Below are 13,969 nucleotides of genomic sequence, written 5' to 3' on the forward strand. Positions count from 1 at the left end.
GCCCCACCCGGGTGGTGAGGAAGCGGGCCGCCGCCTCGGCCGAAAACTCTGTGCCGACTTCGGCAATGGCGTACGAACAGGCGGCGTCGCAGGCCGTGTATTGCCAGACCTTGCCCACCCCTTTGAGTTTCCCGATGTAGAACGTATCCAGGCAGACCAGGTCGCCCGGCTGCTCGGCAGCGAGGTGGGCTGCTCGCCGGCGCTGGGCCCTCGCCAGGGCTCGGCGCGTGCGCTCGGTCCGCCGGAGTGCTCGGGTTGGTCCCTTGGCTGTATTACACGTTTGCCGGCAAGTCAATTGCTTGGCGGACACGCCAATGGCGCGATTTCGAGGACTTCCTCGCCTGCCAACGGAGGTGGGATTCCTGGGCGAAATGGATTTTCGGCATCACCGCCTCGGTCGTTGTCTTGTTTTTGCTAATTGCCTCTGCGAGACGCTTTCCGCCGCAGCCTCCACCGATCACGTCTCCGACTCCAGGGGACGTTAGGGCCGTGATGCCTAAGCCTGACGCCACGATTCCGCCTAATGCTGTCGTTGTGACGAGCCACGATGCGGCGCTAAGGGTGGAAGAAGGAGTGGCGTTGGGGCTTTCGACAGCGGATATCACTGTCATCCTGGAGAATAGGAGTGGTTTTCGCCTCAGTGGTAGCGTCGTGTACGAGGGCCGTAACGCCAAAGGGGTATTGGTGGCAACAGGCAGCGGACTTTTCCCCTGCATGAGTCCTAAGTCAAGTGCTGATTTTTCGATCATCGCCAGGTTCACCGGGAAGCCTGTCGGCCACAAGTTTTATGTACGCGATCTATCTCGATGTGAATAGGCTGCCTCACGCGCGCCGACCCTGGCGGTTCGCGAATAGGAGCGCCTCCGGTGACGGGTTTGGATGCCGTGCCAGCCACACCTTCAGGGTCCGCGTGAGTTCTAGGCCCTGATAGGGGCTATCGGAGCGTGGGTCCCATCCGCGACCCCCGGATGGACCGTTCCATCGTGGGAAGGAGTCTCTTGACCTCCAGGACAGACTTCGCGACCCTACAAAGCAAAGGTCATCCAGGTCGGCGGGCCGTGATCCCGCGCGCGCCGGCCGGCCCGGAGGGGGCGAATGACCGGTCACGACACCGATGAGGGAGGTGAGGAGCATGCGCAGGCAGGCAAGATCGACCGGAGGAGGTGAGGGGCCGTGAGGGGCCACGTGCGCAAGCGCGGCAAGAACTCCTGGGCCGTGGTGATCGACATCGGCCGCGACCCGCAGACCAGCAAGCGCCGGCAGAAGTGGTTCGCGCACAAGACCCGGCGCGAGGCCGAGGCGCACCTGGCGCAGATCGTCGCGGCGATGCAGGGCGGCGGGTGAACCCCGCCGGCGAAGACGCGGCTCGGCGACTTCCTCGACCAGTGGCTGCGCGACTACGCCGCGGGCGCGGTCGGGCCGGTGACGTTGCGGAACTACTCGGACATCATCCGGGTCCACCTGAAACCCGCCCTTGGGCACGTGCCGCTGGCGGCGTTGAGCGCGCAGATCATCCAGGGCTTCATGAGCCGCAAACTCCAAGACGGGCTGGCGCCAACGAGCGTACAGACACACTACCGCCTGCTGCACGAGGCCCTGGGGCACGCGGTGCGGTGGGGACTGCTGACCCGCAACCCTGCGGCGACGGCCGATCCGCCGAAGCGGCGGCGGTTCGAGCCGCACGTGTGGGACGAAGAACAGGTCAGGCTCTTCCTTGCAGAGGCGAAGCGGGCCAGCCGCTACTACCCGCTCTACCTCACGGCCGTGATGACTGGCATGCGGGCAGGCGAACTGGCCGGCCTGCGTTGGCAGGACGTTGACCTCACCTACGGCGTGGCGTCGGTGCGCCAGACGCTCTACCGGCTCAATGGCAGCACAGCGGCCGGCCGGGCACCTCAGACGGTATTCAAGACGCCGAAGACGGCCGTCTCCAGGCGCGCAGTCGCCTTGCCCGAGGCCGTCGTTGACGCGCTGAGGACCCTCCGGGCCGACCAGGACGAGAACCGCCGGCTGCTGGGGCCGGACTACCACGACTATGGCCTGGTCTTCTGCCAGCCGAACGGCAAGCCCCTGCACCTGCACAATGTCGTGCGGCGGGACTTCCGCCGGACCATCAACCGGGCCGGGGTGCCGCGCATCCGGTTCCATGACCTCCGGCACCTGCACGCGTCCTACCTGGCGCGCGCGGGGGTGCCGCCGAAGGTGGCCCAGGAACGCCTGGGGCATGCAACCCCGGGGTTCACCATGCAGGTCTACACCCATGTCCTGGCCGGCCAGCAGGAAGCGGCGGCGCGGGCGGTGGAGGCGCACCTCCTGGGGCGGTCGGACCGTGCGTTTGCAGATGTTTGCAACCCCGCCCCCTCGGGCCCCAGGAACGCCAACAGGGACGAAGGCTAGAACCCGCGTCCCTGCTGCATTTGCGCCTGGTGGAGACGAGCGGATTCGAACCGCCGACCCCCTCGTTGCGAACGAGGTGCTCTCCCAGCTGAGCTACGTCCCCAGCAGAACGTAATTATAGCGGACGTCCTGACGTCCTGCTACGGTCCGGGTAGCCCTTTTTCTCCCGCCGGCAGGTCGACCGAGGCGCCACGCTCAGGTGAGCGGCCATCCTCGCGCCTCGTCTCCCCTGCGGGAGGCACCGGAACGGCCAGGCCCACGTACGCCCCCAGCATGTCCCGGCAAGCGGTGCCGCCAGCGGAGCCCTGAGGACCGGCTGTATCCCGGTCTGTGGTGATCCACTCACTCCCTGACTCTATGGCTGCGCCGCCAGGTATGCGTCGGGGACCAGGTTACCCTTGACCGCGGCAGCCCGGCAGAGCCGCGTGAAGATCTCCCAGTGACGCGGTCCTGGTGAGACGAGGACAGTTCGCCCTTTCGCGCAGCGCACGGGTGAATGCCAGGGCCAGCTGTGAGGGTACGCCCGGTCCGGGCGACGAGTTGCTTCAGGTCCGCCAGCAGCTGGTCATCGAGGCGGATGGTCGTCCTGCGCACGCGGAAAAGCATACATTTCGCAACATCAATACATCAAACTCCGGCGGAGCTGCATCCGCTGTGGGGCGGCCAGGATCGAGCGCACTTCGGCGGCCTGCCAGACGCAGGTCACCCAGCCCCGTGTGCTATCATCCGGACGTGCCGGCTGCCTTCACCCAGCGTTTCCAGGTCCGCTTCGATGAGTGCGCTCCCGGCGGCAGCGCGCGCGCCTCCGCCCTGCTGCGCTGCGTCATCGAGACTGCCTTTGGCCATTCGGCGCGGGAGGGCTTTCCTCTGGCCTGGTACGAGGCCCGTGGCCTGTTCTGGCTGGTCCGCCACGTGCGAATGTACCTCTTCCGCCCGCTGCCCTACGGCCTGCCCTTCGACGTTACCACAGAGGTCGTGGGGTTCCGGCGGATTTGGGCACGGCGGAAAAACTCCGTGCGCGACGCGGCGGGGGAGGTCCTGGCCACGGTGACCGTAGACTGGATCTTCACCGACCGGGCCGGGAATCCGGCCCGCATCGTCCCTGAGATGGAGGCGGCGTTCCCGGGGGCGAGCCCCAGGATGGAGGCTGCCCGACTGCACTTGGGTGATCCCCCTGCAGTATCGTTGCCGCAGACCTATGTCGTCCCGGCCTACCAGGTCGATCCTCGCGGCCACATGAACAGCGCCGCTTACCTGGACGTCTTCGAGGACGCGATAGTTGACGCCGGGGATGATCCGCAGCAGCGCCCCTGTACCTACGAACTGGAGTACCTGCGGGCGGCCCGGCCCGGGGAAGTGCTGCGCCGGTTCGTCTGGCGCAACGCGGCCTGGGCGATGGTGGTCACCACCGCAGAAGGCCTGCCGGTAGTCAGGGCACGACGGCAACCGGCCCAGGGACGCTCATTGCCCTGATGCTCATGCCGGTCGCCGCCGTGCGCCCGGAGCGCGCAAGGGTCAGGCACGCTGGAAGGCCGACTTCACCTCGGGTCGGTAGAGGTAGTACAGGACCACAGCGTTGATGATCAGAGAGATCCAGGAGCTGCGCAGGCTGACCAGCGCCAGCACCACCCCGACAACCGCCAGGACCACGAGGAGCGTCCAGGCCCAGGCCTTGAGGTTCCACGCACCCCAGGCCGCGTAGAGGTCGAGGATCCCCAGCGCCAGGAGGACGACGCCGCCGAAGCTCCCGAGCACGCCGAGCAGCCGGCCGCCCATCGCCGCGCCGAACGCGCCAATGCCCAGCAAAGCCAGCCCGGCCAGGACGGCAAACACCCCGGAAATTGCGGCCAGAATAGCGATCACGGTCACCCCCGTGGGACGAGCAGTGGCCATCACCTGCCCCCTTTCCCCTGTAGTGTGGAGCCTCCTCCTCTCAGGTAGGAATGGCGAACCAGAAGAGATACTGCCTGGTGGGCCCTCGTGGACTCGAACCACGGACCTCGCCCTTATCAGGGGCGCGCTCTCACCACCTGAGCTAAGGGCCCGCACCGGAGAGCGCAACGTCGGCCGGAGAGGCCGACGCCGAAGGGCAGTTTCACTATATCGGTGCCCCGATTCAGCTGTCAACGGCCGGATGACGAAGCTGACGAAGCTGCCGAGGCGAAATCGCGCCGAACCTCCGCCAGAAACCCCGGGTCGACCAGCACGTCCAGCGCGGTCAGGGCCAGGGCCTTTGCCGCCGCCAGCATGGCCCGGCGCCCTTCTTCGGAGGCGGCCGCCTCCCGGAACTCCGGGCTGTGCCCCCGCAGCTCCCGCGACCCGATGCGCACGTAGGGGTGGATGGCGGGGAGAGCGTGGCTGACGTTGCCCATGTCCGTGGAGCCCATCCGCGGCCGCTCCGGCTGGGTGTCCTGCGGCCAGCCCAGGCTCTCCAGGTGGCGGGCAAATGCCTGGGCCAGAGGCTGGTTGGGGCGGATGGCCTCGTAGGCGGGGACCGCCTCGTGCTCCACGGTGGTGCCGGTGGCCAGGGCCGCGCCTCGGGCACAGTCGACCACGCGCCGCAGCACCTCTTCGGCATACGGCCGGTCCATGGCCCGCACGGAGAACAGCGCCTCGGTGCGGTCAGGGATGACGTTGGGCGCCGCACCTCCGTAGGTGATGATGCCGTGCACGCGGGCGTCGTCGCGCAGCTGCTGGCGCAGCAGGCCAATGGCCACGAAGAGCTGGACCATCGCGTCCAGGGCATTCAGGCCTTCGTGCGGGGTGGCGGCAGCGTGGGCCGCCCTGCCCAGGAAGCGGAGCTTCAGGCGGAAGGAGGCCAGCGAGGCGCGCACCGCCAGGGTGGCATTGCTGGGATGAAACATGAGCGCGGCGTCCACCCCGGCAAAGGCTCCCCGCTCCAGCAGAATGATCTTTCCCCCGCCACCCTCCTCCGCAGGGGTACCCAGCACGACCACGCGCCCCGGCACCCGGTCGAGGACCCGCCGCAGGCCGACAGCGGCTCCCAGCGCGCCGGTGCAGATCAGGTTGTGTCCGCAGCCGTGGCCCAGCTCCGGGAGCGCATCGTACTCGGCCAGCAGGGCCACGGTGGGGCCGCTCCTGATACCCTGCGCTTCCGCCCGGAAGGCGGTCTCCAGCCCCGCCGTGGGCCGCTCCACGGTGTAGCCGTAGCGGCGCAGGGCCGCGCAGAGCACCTCCGCCGAGCGGTACTCCTGGAAGGCCACTTCCGGGTGGGCGTGGATGTCCAGCGCCAGCGCCCACAGGTCGGGGGCGGACTCGTCAATGGCCGCCAGCACCTCCTGCCGCAGCGATGCGATGGCCATCTTCATGGCGCCTCCCCGCGGACACGGGCGAAGCGGCGCTTGCCCACCCGTACGAGCATCCCCTCGCGCACTTCCACCTCCGCGTCCACGTCGCCGATCCGCTCCCCGTCCACGGCCACCCCCCCCTGGCTGATGAGCCGGCGGGCCTCGCTCTGGCTCTTCGCCAAAGCCAGCTCCACCAGCAGGCGCGTCGCCTTGCGCCGCACGGTCGCCCCACCGCGTAGCCCGGCCACCCGCACCTCCGGCACCGTCTCCGGCACCTCCCGCTGGCGAAAGACCCGGTCGAACGCAGCCTCCGCCGCCTCCGCCGCGGCGGCCCCGTGCCAGACGGCCACGATCTCCCGGGCCAGCCGCCGCTTGGCGTCCCGCGGGTGCAGGCTACCGTCGGCCAGCCCCTGCCGAATGCGCCCAATCTCCGCGGGGGGGACGTCGGTGGCGTAGGCGAAGTAGTCGGCCATCAGGGCATCGGGGATGGACATCACCTTGCCGTACATCTCCGCAGGCGGCTCGGTGATGCCGATGGCATTCCCCAGCGACTTGCTCATCTTCTCCACACCGTCGGTGCCCACCAGCAGAGGGGTGAGCAACACCACCTGCGGGGGTTGCCCAAACTCTCTCTGCAAGTCCCGCCCCATCAGGTTGTTGAACTTCTGGTCGGTCCCCCCCAGCTCCACGTCCGCCCGCAGGGCCACCGAGTCGTAGGCCTGACACAGCGGGTAGAGGATCTCGTGCAGGTGGAGGGGGACGCCGCTGCGCAGACGGGCCTGGAAGTCGTCCCGCTCCAGGATCCGCGCCACCGTGATCTTAGCCGCGATGTTGATCACCTCGGCAAAGCGCAGAGGGCCCAACCACTGGCTGTTGAAGGTGACCTGCGTGCGCGAGGGGTCCAGGATGCGCCCGTACTGCTCCCGGTAGGTGGCGGCGTTGGCCTCCACCTGCTCCGGGGTGAGCAGGGGGCGGGTCTGGCTCCTCCCGGTGGGATCGCCGATCATCGCGGTGAAGTCGCCGATGACGATGATGGCCAGGTGCCCCAGGTCCTGAAACTGGCGCAGCTTGCGCAGGACGATGGCGCTGCCGATGTGCAGGTCGGGCGCCGAGGGATCCAGCCCCAGCTTCACCCGCAGCGGCCTCCCCTCCCGCAGCTTCGCCAGCAGGTCCTCTTCCGAGATGATCTCCACGGCGCCGCGACGCAGGACCTCCAGCTGCTCCTCCGGGGAAAGAGGTTGCCGCTTTTCACCCACGCTCCGTCACCTCACCGGGCCAGGACCTGACGCCCCAGCCGCCACAGGGTGCGGCCCGCCCCCACGGCCAGGCTGCGCCCGGTGCGGAACGCGGCTCGGGTGAGGAGCCTCCCCGAGCGGTTGACGCGGGCCAGGTCGGCGTCGAGGGTCTCGGAACTGAGTCCGGCCGCGCGCAGGTGGACCTGGGCCACCTCGGGCGGGGCCGCCCGCAACGCGCGCCGCAACGCCCACAGGGCGATCCCCAGGTCGTCCAGCTGCCCCAGGACGGGAACGAATCCCGGGATGAGATCCACCGGCGACAGCAGGTATCCAATGCCTCCCAGCAGTAGGAGGCGGTGCCGCCGCCGGATGCGCCGCTCCCGCACCAGCGCCCAGGCCAGGCGGGAGTAGGACGGCAGCCGACGCAGCACCGGCACCAGTTCCATTCGCAGGAGCGGCAGGGTCGGGCCCTCAAACATTGAGCTCCACCACCGTGACACCTTCGCCGCCCTCCCCGGGATTTCCCGGCCGGAAGGCGCGCACGTGTGGGTGGCCGCGGAGGAAGGCCTGCACCGCCCGGCGCAGGGCTCCGGTCCCCTTGCCGTGAATCAGAGTGACCTGCGGCAGGCCTGCCAGCGCCGCCTCGTCCAGGTAGCGGTCCACCTCGGGCAGCGCCTCGTCCACAGTCTGACCCCGCAGCGAGAGCTCGAGCGGCACAGCCCGGGGCACCCCCGCCAACCCCGGCGCCCGTTCCCCACCCGGTGACGGCCCGGGCCCCCCGGCCCCATCTTCCACCAGCCGCAGCGCCGGCATCGGCAGGCGCGCGCGCACGCTTCCGACCTCCACCTCCACCTCCCCGCGGGCGTCGGGCCGCGCCAGCACACGGCCGGTCCGGGCCAGCGCCGGGATAAAGACCCGCTGCCCCACGGCCACCTCCCGGGGAGGGGCTCCGGCTACTTCCGCAGGGGTCTCGGCCGCCGCCCGCTCTGTCCACTCCGCCGCCAGGGAGGCCAGGCGGCGCTGCGCCTCCTGGGCGGCCTCCAGGTTGCGGGTGGCGCGGACCTGGCGCAGCACCGCCTCCAGCTCCTGCCGGGTGCGCCGCAACAGCTCCTCGGCCTCCCGTCGCGCCTCCGCCGCCAGGCGTCGCCGCTCCGCCTGCAGCCGCGCCAGCTCCGTCTCGTACCGTTCGGCCAGGGTCCGCGCCTCCTGCCGCAGCCTCTCCGCCTCCTCCCGCGCCCGCGCCGCGCTCTGCCGGTCGCCTGCCGCCTCGCGCAGCAGGTCGTCAGCCCGCAGGCGGTCCGCCGAGAGGAAGGAGCGGGCGCGGTCCACGACCTGCGGCGCCAGTCCCAGGCGCCGGGCGATGATCAGCGCGTTGCTCTGCCCCGGCTGGCCGACGAGGACGCGGAAGGTGGGTCGTAGCGTCTCCGGGTCGAACTCCACTGAGGCGTTCTCCACCCCGGGGAGGCTGTAGGCCAGTGCCTTGAGGTCGTTGTTGTGGGTGGTCGCCGCGGTGGTGGCGCCCCCCTCCAGCAGCGTCTCAATGATGGCCCGGGCCAGCGCCGCCCCCTCTGTGGGATCGGTTCCCGCAGCCACCTCGTCCAGCAGGACCAGTGCCGGGGGCCGCAGGGCGGCCAGGATATCCACGATCGCCCGAAGGTGCGAGGAGAAGGTGGAGAGGCTCTGCTCGATGGACTGCTCGTCCCCGATGTCGGCGAAGACCTGGGAGAAGACCCCCAGAATGGATGTCTCCGCCGCCGGGATGTGTAGGCCCGCCTGAGCCATCAGGGTAAGCAGGCCGATGGTCTTCAAGGTCACGGTCTTGCCCCCGGTGTTAGGACCGCTGATGATCAGCGTCTTAAACCGTCTCCCCAGTTCCACGTCAATGGGCACCACGCGCTCCGGCCCCAGGTGGCGCAACAGCAGCGGGTGGCGCGCCTGCCGCAGGTCCACCAGCGGTACCGCCTCCAGCCGCGGTTCCACACAGGCAAACCGCTCGCTGAGCGCGGCCTTGGCCAGCGCCAGGTCCACCGCGCCCAGCGCCTCCAGGGTGGTGCCGATGCTCTCCGCCTGGGCCGCCACCGCCTGGCTGAGTTCGGCGAGCAGCCGCCCTATCTCCGCCCGCGCCTCCGCCACCAGCTCCCGCAGCCGGTTGCCCAGGGGGACTATGGCCAGGGGCTCCATGAAGACGGTGGCGCCGCTGGTGGACTGATCGTGGACGATCCCGGGAAACTGTCCCTTGGCCTCCTGACGGATGGGGATGACGAAGCGGTCGGAGCGGATGGTGACAAGCGGCTCCTGCACCATTCGGGCGTAGGCAGGATCGCGCAGGATCCCCTCAAGCTGCTCCCGGAGGCGCCGCTCCAGGGCGCGCTGTTCGGCGCGGATGCGCCGCAGGTGCGGGCTGGCGCCATCGCGTACCTCTCCGGCCTCATCCAGAACAGCGGTGATCCGCTCCTCCAAGAGTGGCTGCGGCGTGATCCCCCGCCCCAGCTCTGCCAGATGCGGCGCCTGCGCGCGGTGGGCCTCGAGGAACGCCTTCAGCCGCCGGGCCACCTCCAGGGTCTGGGCCACGTCTAGCAGATCCTGCGGGTCGAGCGTCCCCCCGGCGACCGCCCGTCGCAGGGAGGGGCGCAGGTCGCGGGCCCCGCGCAGGGAGACCTCTCCCGATGCGCGGAGAGCCGCCGCCTCGGTGGTCTCCCGGAGGCGTGCGCGGCAAGTCTCCAGGTCTGTGGCCGGCAGGAGCGCGGCCGCCTGCTCCCGCCCCATAGGGGTGATTGTCTCTGCGGCCAGCAGCTCCAGGACCTGGGGATACTCCAGGACGCGCAGGGAGCGGGGGTCCACGGCTAGACCTCCACCCCCATGCTGCGCAGCACAGCGGGTGCGATGTCGGTGAGCGCGGCGACCTCCCGGAAGTGCCGCCGCGCGGGACCGAGCACCAGGGTGGGAACGGGATTTGCCGTGTGGACGCGCGTGCGGCCGTCCTCAATGTTTCCGTGGTCGCTGCTCACCACCAGCGTCACCTCTGCCGGCAGCGCCGCGGTGATCCCCGCCAGCATCTCGTCCACGAGCTCCACTACTGCGACGGGGCTGACCTCCACCCGGCCGTGCGCCGCCAGGTCGGTCAGGAAGAACTCGAACAGGGTGAAGTCGTACTCCGCAGCCAGATGGGCCAGGTGCCGCCCTGCCTGGAACGGCGTGCGCAGGGGCAGGTCATATCCCCAGGCGCGCAGCCGGGCGTTGGTCAGGTCATGGAAGACGGCCTGCGCCCGTCGCAGGTCGGCCACGGTGCGCAAGCGCACCCCCGCGCCGATGGCCGCAATGGTGATGGCCCCGTGGCGCAGCCGCCGCGCGGACACCGCCTGGTGGTAGTCCTCCGTGTAAGCGTTGGCCAGGGCGACCCTGCGCCCGGCCGCAGCCAGCCGGACGAAGAGGCTGTGCTCCAGCAGCAGCGCCCGCAGGGGGGCGGTGGGGTAGGCGGTAACATGCCGCCCGACCAGCGCGGCGGCGTTCAGTCCGGTCAGCAGGGCCGTCTGGCCCGTGCCGCTCTGCGGCAGGCCGGCCATGCCCAGAGTGGCGTCCGTGGGGACCAGCAGGACGTCGTCGCGCTCCACACGCTCCGGCCCGGCCAGCGGGCCCCCCAGGAGGCGCTGCAGCGTGGGCGTGCGGCCGGCGACCCACGGGTTCCATGCGGGATCCAATTCGCCCAGCCCCACCCCATCCAGGAAGAGCAGCAACACCGCCACAAGCCCATTATAGGGAGGGTGCCGGGCGGCTACCTGGCTTCACCAGGGGAACGCCTGCCGCGCAGAGGGGACAGACGCCTGCTGCGTAGGTCTCCAGTGGCATTCGCACCAGGGCATGCACGGGGACGCCCTCCAGAAGGCCGGCACCGAGCCGGTCCACCACCGCGGCGAACGCCACGACCTCTGCCCCCGCGGCCGAAAGCGCGTCGCGTACCTCCTGGACCGACCCGCCCGTGGTGATCACGTCGTCCACCACCAGGGCCCTCTCCCCCGCAGAGACAGCGAACGACCGCCGCAGGACCATCCGACCGTCTGCGCGCTCGGTCCAGATGGCGCGGGCCCCCAGGCGGCGGGCGACCTCGTAGGCGATGATCACCGCCCCCATCGCCGGCCCGGCCACGACCTGGATCCCCCAACCGGCGAAGGGACGGGCCAGGGCGGCGCAGGCGTGTCCGGTCGCCTGGGGATGCTGGAGGAGCCGGGCGACCTGGATGTAGACGGGGCTGTGCAGTCCCGAGCTGAGCAGAAAGTGTCCCTGCTCCACCATGGCCAGCCGTTCCAGCTCGCGGGACCAGACGGAGGATCGGCGCACGGCGCCCCGGACCTCTGAAGATTGCCTTCCCCGCATGAGCTACACCGACACCCCCGCCATCTCCGCCCTGATGGCGGAGGCGACCCGCAGGGGATCCAATGCCCGGACGATCGGGCGGCCGACAACGATGAGGTCGCACCCGGCGCGCGCCGCCTCCCCCGGGGTAGCCACACGCACCTGATCGTCGGGGTCGGAGCCGGCAGGACGGATCCCCGCAGCGACGATGAGAAAGGGAGCCGGGCATACTGCCCGGATGGCGAGGGCTTCCTGCACTGCGGCCACGACACCATCCAGCCCCAGGCCGGCGGCGCGAACCGCCGCCTCCGCCGCGGCCCGGGAGAGGTCGACGGAGCCGGATGGCTCGCTGGTCAGGCGGGTGATGCCCAGGAGGCGCGGCCTGCCCGCGGCGCGCGCCGCCGCAAACGCAGCGTCCGCCATTGCCGGCCCGCCCGCCAGGTGCAGCGTAAGGGCATCCACCCCAAGCCGCGCTGCGCTGCGCACCGCGGCGGCCGCAGTATGGGGGATGTCATGCACCTTGAGGTCCAGCACCACCATTCCCCCCTCTGCCCGCACCGCTTCCACAGCCGCGGGGCCGGCTGCGGTGAACAGCTGCAGGCCCACCTTGAACCAGCGCACCGCCGGCCGCAGGAGGGCCGCGAGCCTGCGTGCCTCCTGCAGCGTGGGCACGTCCAGGGCCACTACCAGCTCAGGGGCCATCCCCCTCTTCCTCCTCCAGCCCTTCCACCCGTCCCACCAGCGCCCCGATGTGGGACAGCCCGTGGCGCCGCATGTAGTCGCGCAGCCCCGTGGTGATCCGCTGCGGAACCCGGGGGTCCACTGCGGCCGAGGCCAGGGCCACCGCCGTGGCACCGGCCAGCAGGAACTCCACGGCGTCCTCCCAGGTGCGCACTCCTCCCACACCGACGACGGGCAGGGCGGTGGCCCGGGCCACGCGCCAGACGCTCCAGACTGCCAGGGGCCGCAGGGGCGGTCCGGAGAGCCCTCCGGGGCCGGCTCCCAGCAGAGGCCGGCGCCTCTCCACGTCGATGGCCAGCCCGGGCAGCGTGTTTAAGCAGCACAGCGCGTCCGCGCCTGCGTCCGCGGCCGCCCTGCCCACCGCGGCGATGTCCGCCGCCAGGGGGCCCAGCTTCACGAAGAGCGGCCGCCGCGTCAGCGGCCGCACTGCGGCCACGAGCTCCGCGGCCAGGGCGGGCTCACTTCCGAAGAGGCGGCCCGCGCGGACGTTGGGACAGGAGACGTTGAGCTCCACGGCCGCCACCCCATCTTCGCCCTCCAGCACCTCAACGATCTGCCCGAACTCCTCCACCGTCTGCCCGGCGACGCTGACGATGATGGGGATGCCCAGCGTGCGCAGAAACGGCAGGTCCCGGTGGATGAACCCGGCTACGCCGGGGTTGGGCAGACCCAGGGCGTTGAGCCAGCCGCCGGCGACCTCCACCAGGTCGGGGCGAGGATGGCCCCGCCGCGGCTCCAGCGTCACCGACTTGGTAACGAATCCGCCGTAGGCCCGCAGGTCGACCACCTCCCGCACCTCCCGCCCGAAGCCCAGCGACCCCGCCGCCGCCAGCACCGGCGTGGGGAAGCGGACCCCGGCCATGGTCACTTCCAGCGCGGGGGCGACCCCGCTGGCGGGCTGTGCCGCGCTCATGAGACGGCGGTGGAGGCGAGGCCGTAGCGGGCGTCCACCGGGAAGGGGATCACCGTCGTGACGTCCGCTGCCCCCCAGAGGTACTGCACTAGCCGGTCGAAGCCCAGCCCGTAACCGGCGCGGCGCAGGGGATGGCTTTCCAGCAGCCGCAGGTACGGCTCGAAGACGTCCGCGGCCCCGCCTGCATCCAGCAGCTGCCAGTACATGGGCGAAGTGAGGAGCTTCTGCCGCAGGATAGCCACGTCGTGCTCCCGGACGGACGAGCCGAAAGTCTCCCCGGCCAGGGGCAGCAGCAGGTCGCAGCACTCCACCGTGCCCGCGCCGTCACCGCGTGTGTCCAGCATGTTGAAGAACTTGATCTCCTGGGGATAGCGCACCACCGAGACGATGCCCAACCGCTCGGTCAGCCGGGCCTCATCGGCGGCGGAGAGATCCTCCCCCCAGGTCTTCTCCAGCAGCCGGATTGCCTCCGCGTAGGTGATGACGTGGAAGGTGCGCAGGTCGCGCTCCAGCACCCGGCGCCGCCCCCGAGGCAGCGCCGGGTGCTCCAGGACGGTCTCGATGACGTGGCGGACCAGCCGCTGCTCGTGCGCCACCAGTTCGGCCAGGTCCCAGTCGCGCGCCTCGGCCTCGATGAGCAGGAACTCGCAGAGGTGGCGGCCGTCCGCTCTGGGCTCGGCCCGGAAGGAGCGGCCGCGGGTGATCACCCTGGGAATCCCCCAGCGGACCACGGCCACCTCCAGGTCCAGCTGAGCGGTTTGCCGCAGGAACTGCAGGCGGCCCAGAAAGTCCAGGCGAAAGACGGTGGGGACGTTCTCGCAGGCGCCGGTCCCCGGTGTGATCTCCGGGGTGTCCAGCTCCACGAACCCCTCCCGGCGGGCGCGCGCCCGCAGCGGTTATCATGCCCGCCTTCTGGCAGGCGTGGCTGTTGCTGGGGGTCTATCTGGTTGTGCTAACGCAGGTATGGCGGAATCCGCTGGTATGGTTGGGACTGCTTGGCTCCACTCTGGCTTACCTGCCGCTTG

At 70.5% G+C, this 13,969-nt stretch carries 13 protein-coding genes, 2 tRNA genes and 1 pseudogene; 4 read left to right on the top strand and 12 right to left on the bottom strand.

Annotated features, from left to right (window positions below; genetic code table 11):
* Window positions 1-1,173 precede the first annotated feature (1,173 nt).
* The 3 genes and pseudogenes from QN152_12655 (at window position 1,174) to QN152_12665 (ending at window position 2,397) form a co-directional block, all read left to right on the top strand.
* Window positions 1,174-1,344: an Arm DNA-binding domain-containing protein gene (locus QN152_12655; protein MDR7540358.1), complete on the top strand. Its 171-nt coding sequence runs from the start codon at window positions 1,174-1,176 to the stop codon at window positions 1,342-1,344.
* Window positions 1,345-1,377: 33 nt separating this feature from the next.
* Window positions 1,378-1,518, top strand: a pseudogene (locus QN152_12660) (site-specific integrase).
* Window positions 1,519-1,524: 6 nt separating this feature from the next.
* Entirely contained in the window at window positions 1,525-2,397 is an 873-nt protein-coding gene (locus QN152_12665) for a site-specific integrase (GenBank protein ID MDR7540359.1), read from the top strand.
* Between the two features lie 27 nt (window positions 2,398-2,424).
* Here the strand turns inward: QN152_12665 and QN152_12670 are convergent.
* A tRNA-Ala gene (locus tag QN152_12670) sits at window positions 2,425-2,500 on the bottom strand.
* A 611-nt stretch (window positions 2,501-3,111) separates the two neighbouring features.
* Between QN152_12670 and QN152_12675 the strand changes: the two genes are divergently transcribed.
* A complete protein-coding gene (locus tag QN152_12675; protein ID MDR7540360.1) occupies window positions 3,112-3,870 on the top strand; it encodes a thioesterase in 759 nt (252 codons plus the stop codon).
* Window positions 3,871-3,912: 42 nt separating this feature from the next.
* Here the strand turns inward: QN152_12675 and QN152_12680 are convergent, their stop codons facing one another.
* The 11 genes from QN152_12680 to QN152_12730 all read right to left on the bottom strand — a co-directional run bounded on the left by QN152_12680 (window position 3,913) and on the right by QN152_12730 (window position 13,807).
* Window positions 3,913-4,290, bottom strand: a complete 378-nt coding sequence (locus QN152_12680; protein ID MDR7540361.1) for a hypothetical protein — start codon at window positions 4,288-4,290, stop codon at window positions 3,913-3,915.
* A gap of 75 nt (window positions 4,291-4,365) precedes the next feature.
* Window positions 4,366-4,442 (bottom strand) — tRNA-Ile (locus QN152_12685).
* Between the two features lie 78 nt (window positions 4,443-4,520).
* Complete coding sequence (locus QN152_12690; protein ID MDR7540362.1) at window positions 4,521-5,726, bottom strand: M20 family metallopeptidase; 1,206 nt, start codon at window positions 5,724-5,726, stop codon at window positions 4,521-4,523.
* Window positions 5,723-6,961 (bottom strand): tyrosine--tRNA ligase, encoded by a 1,239-nt coding sequence (tyrS, locus tag QN152_12695; protein ID MDR7540363.1) that lies wholly within the window; start codon window positions 6,959-6,961, stop codon window positions 5,723-5,725. Before tyrS ends, QN152_12690 begins: the two co-directional genes overlap by 4 nt.
* 11 nt (window positions 6,962-6,972) lie before the next feature.
* Window positions 6,973-7,419: a YkvA family protein gene (locus QN152_12700; protein MDR7540364.1), complete on the bottom strand. Its 447-nt coding sequence runs from the start codon at window positions 7,417-7,419 to the stop codon at window positions 6,973-6,975.
* Window positions 7,412-9,781, bottom strand: a complete 2,370-nt coding sequence (locus QN152_12705) for an endonuclease MutS2 (GenBank protein MDR7540365.1) — start codon at window positions 9,779-9,781, stop codon at window positions 7,412-7,414. The genes QN152_12700 and QN152_12705 overlap by 8 nt, the downstream gene beginning before the upstream one ends.
* A gap of 2 nt (window positions 9,782-9,783) precedes the next feature.
* Complete coding sequence (locus QN152_12710; protein MDR7540366.1) at window positions 9,784-10,683, bottom strand: metalloenzyme; 900 nt, start codon at window positions 10,681-10,683, stop codon at window positions 9,784-9,786.
* Window positions 10,684-10,690: 7 nt separating this feature from the next.
* Complete coding sequence (gene pyrE, locus QN152_12715) at window positions 10,691-11,275, bottom strand: orotate phosphoribosyltransferase (GenBank protein MDR7540367.1); 585 nt, start codon at window positions 11,273-11,275, stop codon at window positions 10,691-10,693.
* Between the two features lie 39 nt (window positions 11,276-11,314).
* Complete coding sequence (gene pyrF, locus QN152_12720; protein ID MDR7540368.1) at window positions 11,315-11,992, bottom strand: orotidine-5'-phosphate decarboxylase; 678 nt, start codon at window positions 11,990-11,992, stop codon at window positions 11,315-11,317.
* The gene (locus tag QN152_12725) at window positions 11,982-12,944 is read right to left on the bottom strand and encodes a dihydroorotate dehydrogenase (GenBank protein MDR7540369.1); all 963 of its coding nucleotides are present in this window, start codon (window positions 12,942-12,944) and stop codon (window positions 11,982-11,984) included. Before QN152_12725 ends, pyrF begins: the two co-directional genes overlap by 11 nt.
* Window positions 12,941-13,807, bottom strand: a complete 867-nt coding sequence (locus QN152_12730; GenBank protein MDR7540370.1) for an amino acid--tRNA ligase-related protein — start codon at window positions 13,805-13,807, stop codon at window positions 12,941-12,943. Before QN152_12730 ends, QN152_12725 begins: the two co-directional genes overlap by 4 nt.
* Window positions 13,808-13,969: the final 162 nt, after the last annotated feature.

This window comes from Armatimonadota bacterium (assembly GCA_031459715.1).
GTDB classification, from domain to species: domain Bacteria; phylum Sysuimicrobiota; class Sysuimicrobiia; order Sysuimicrobiales; family Humicultoraceae; genus Humicultor; species Humicultor tengchongensis.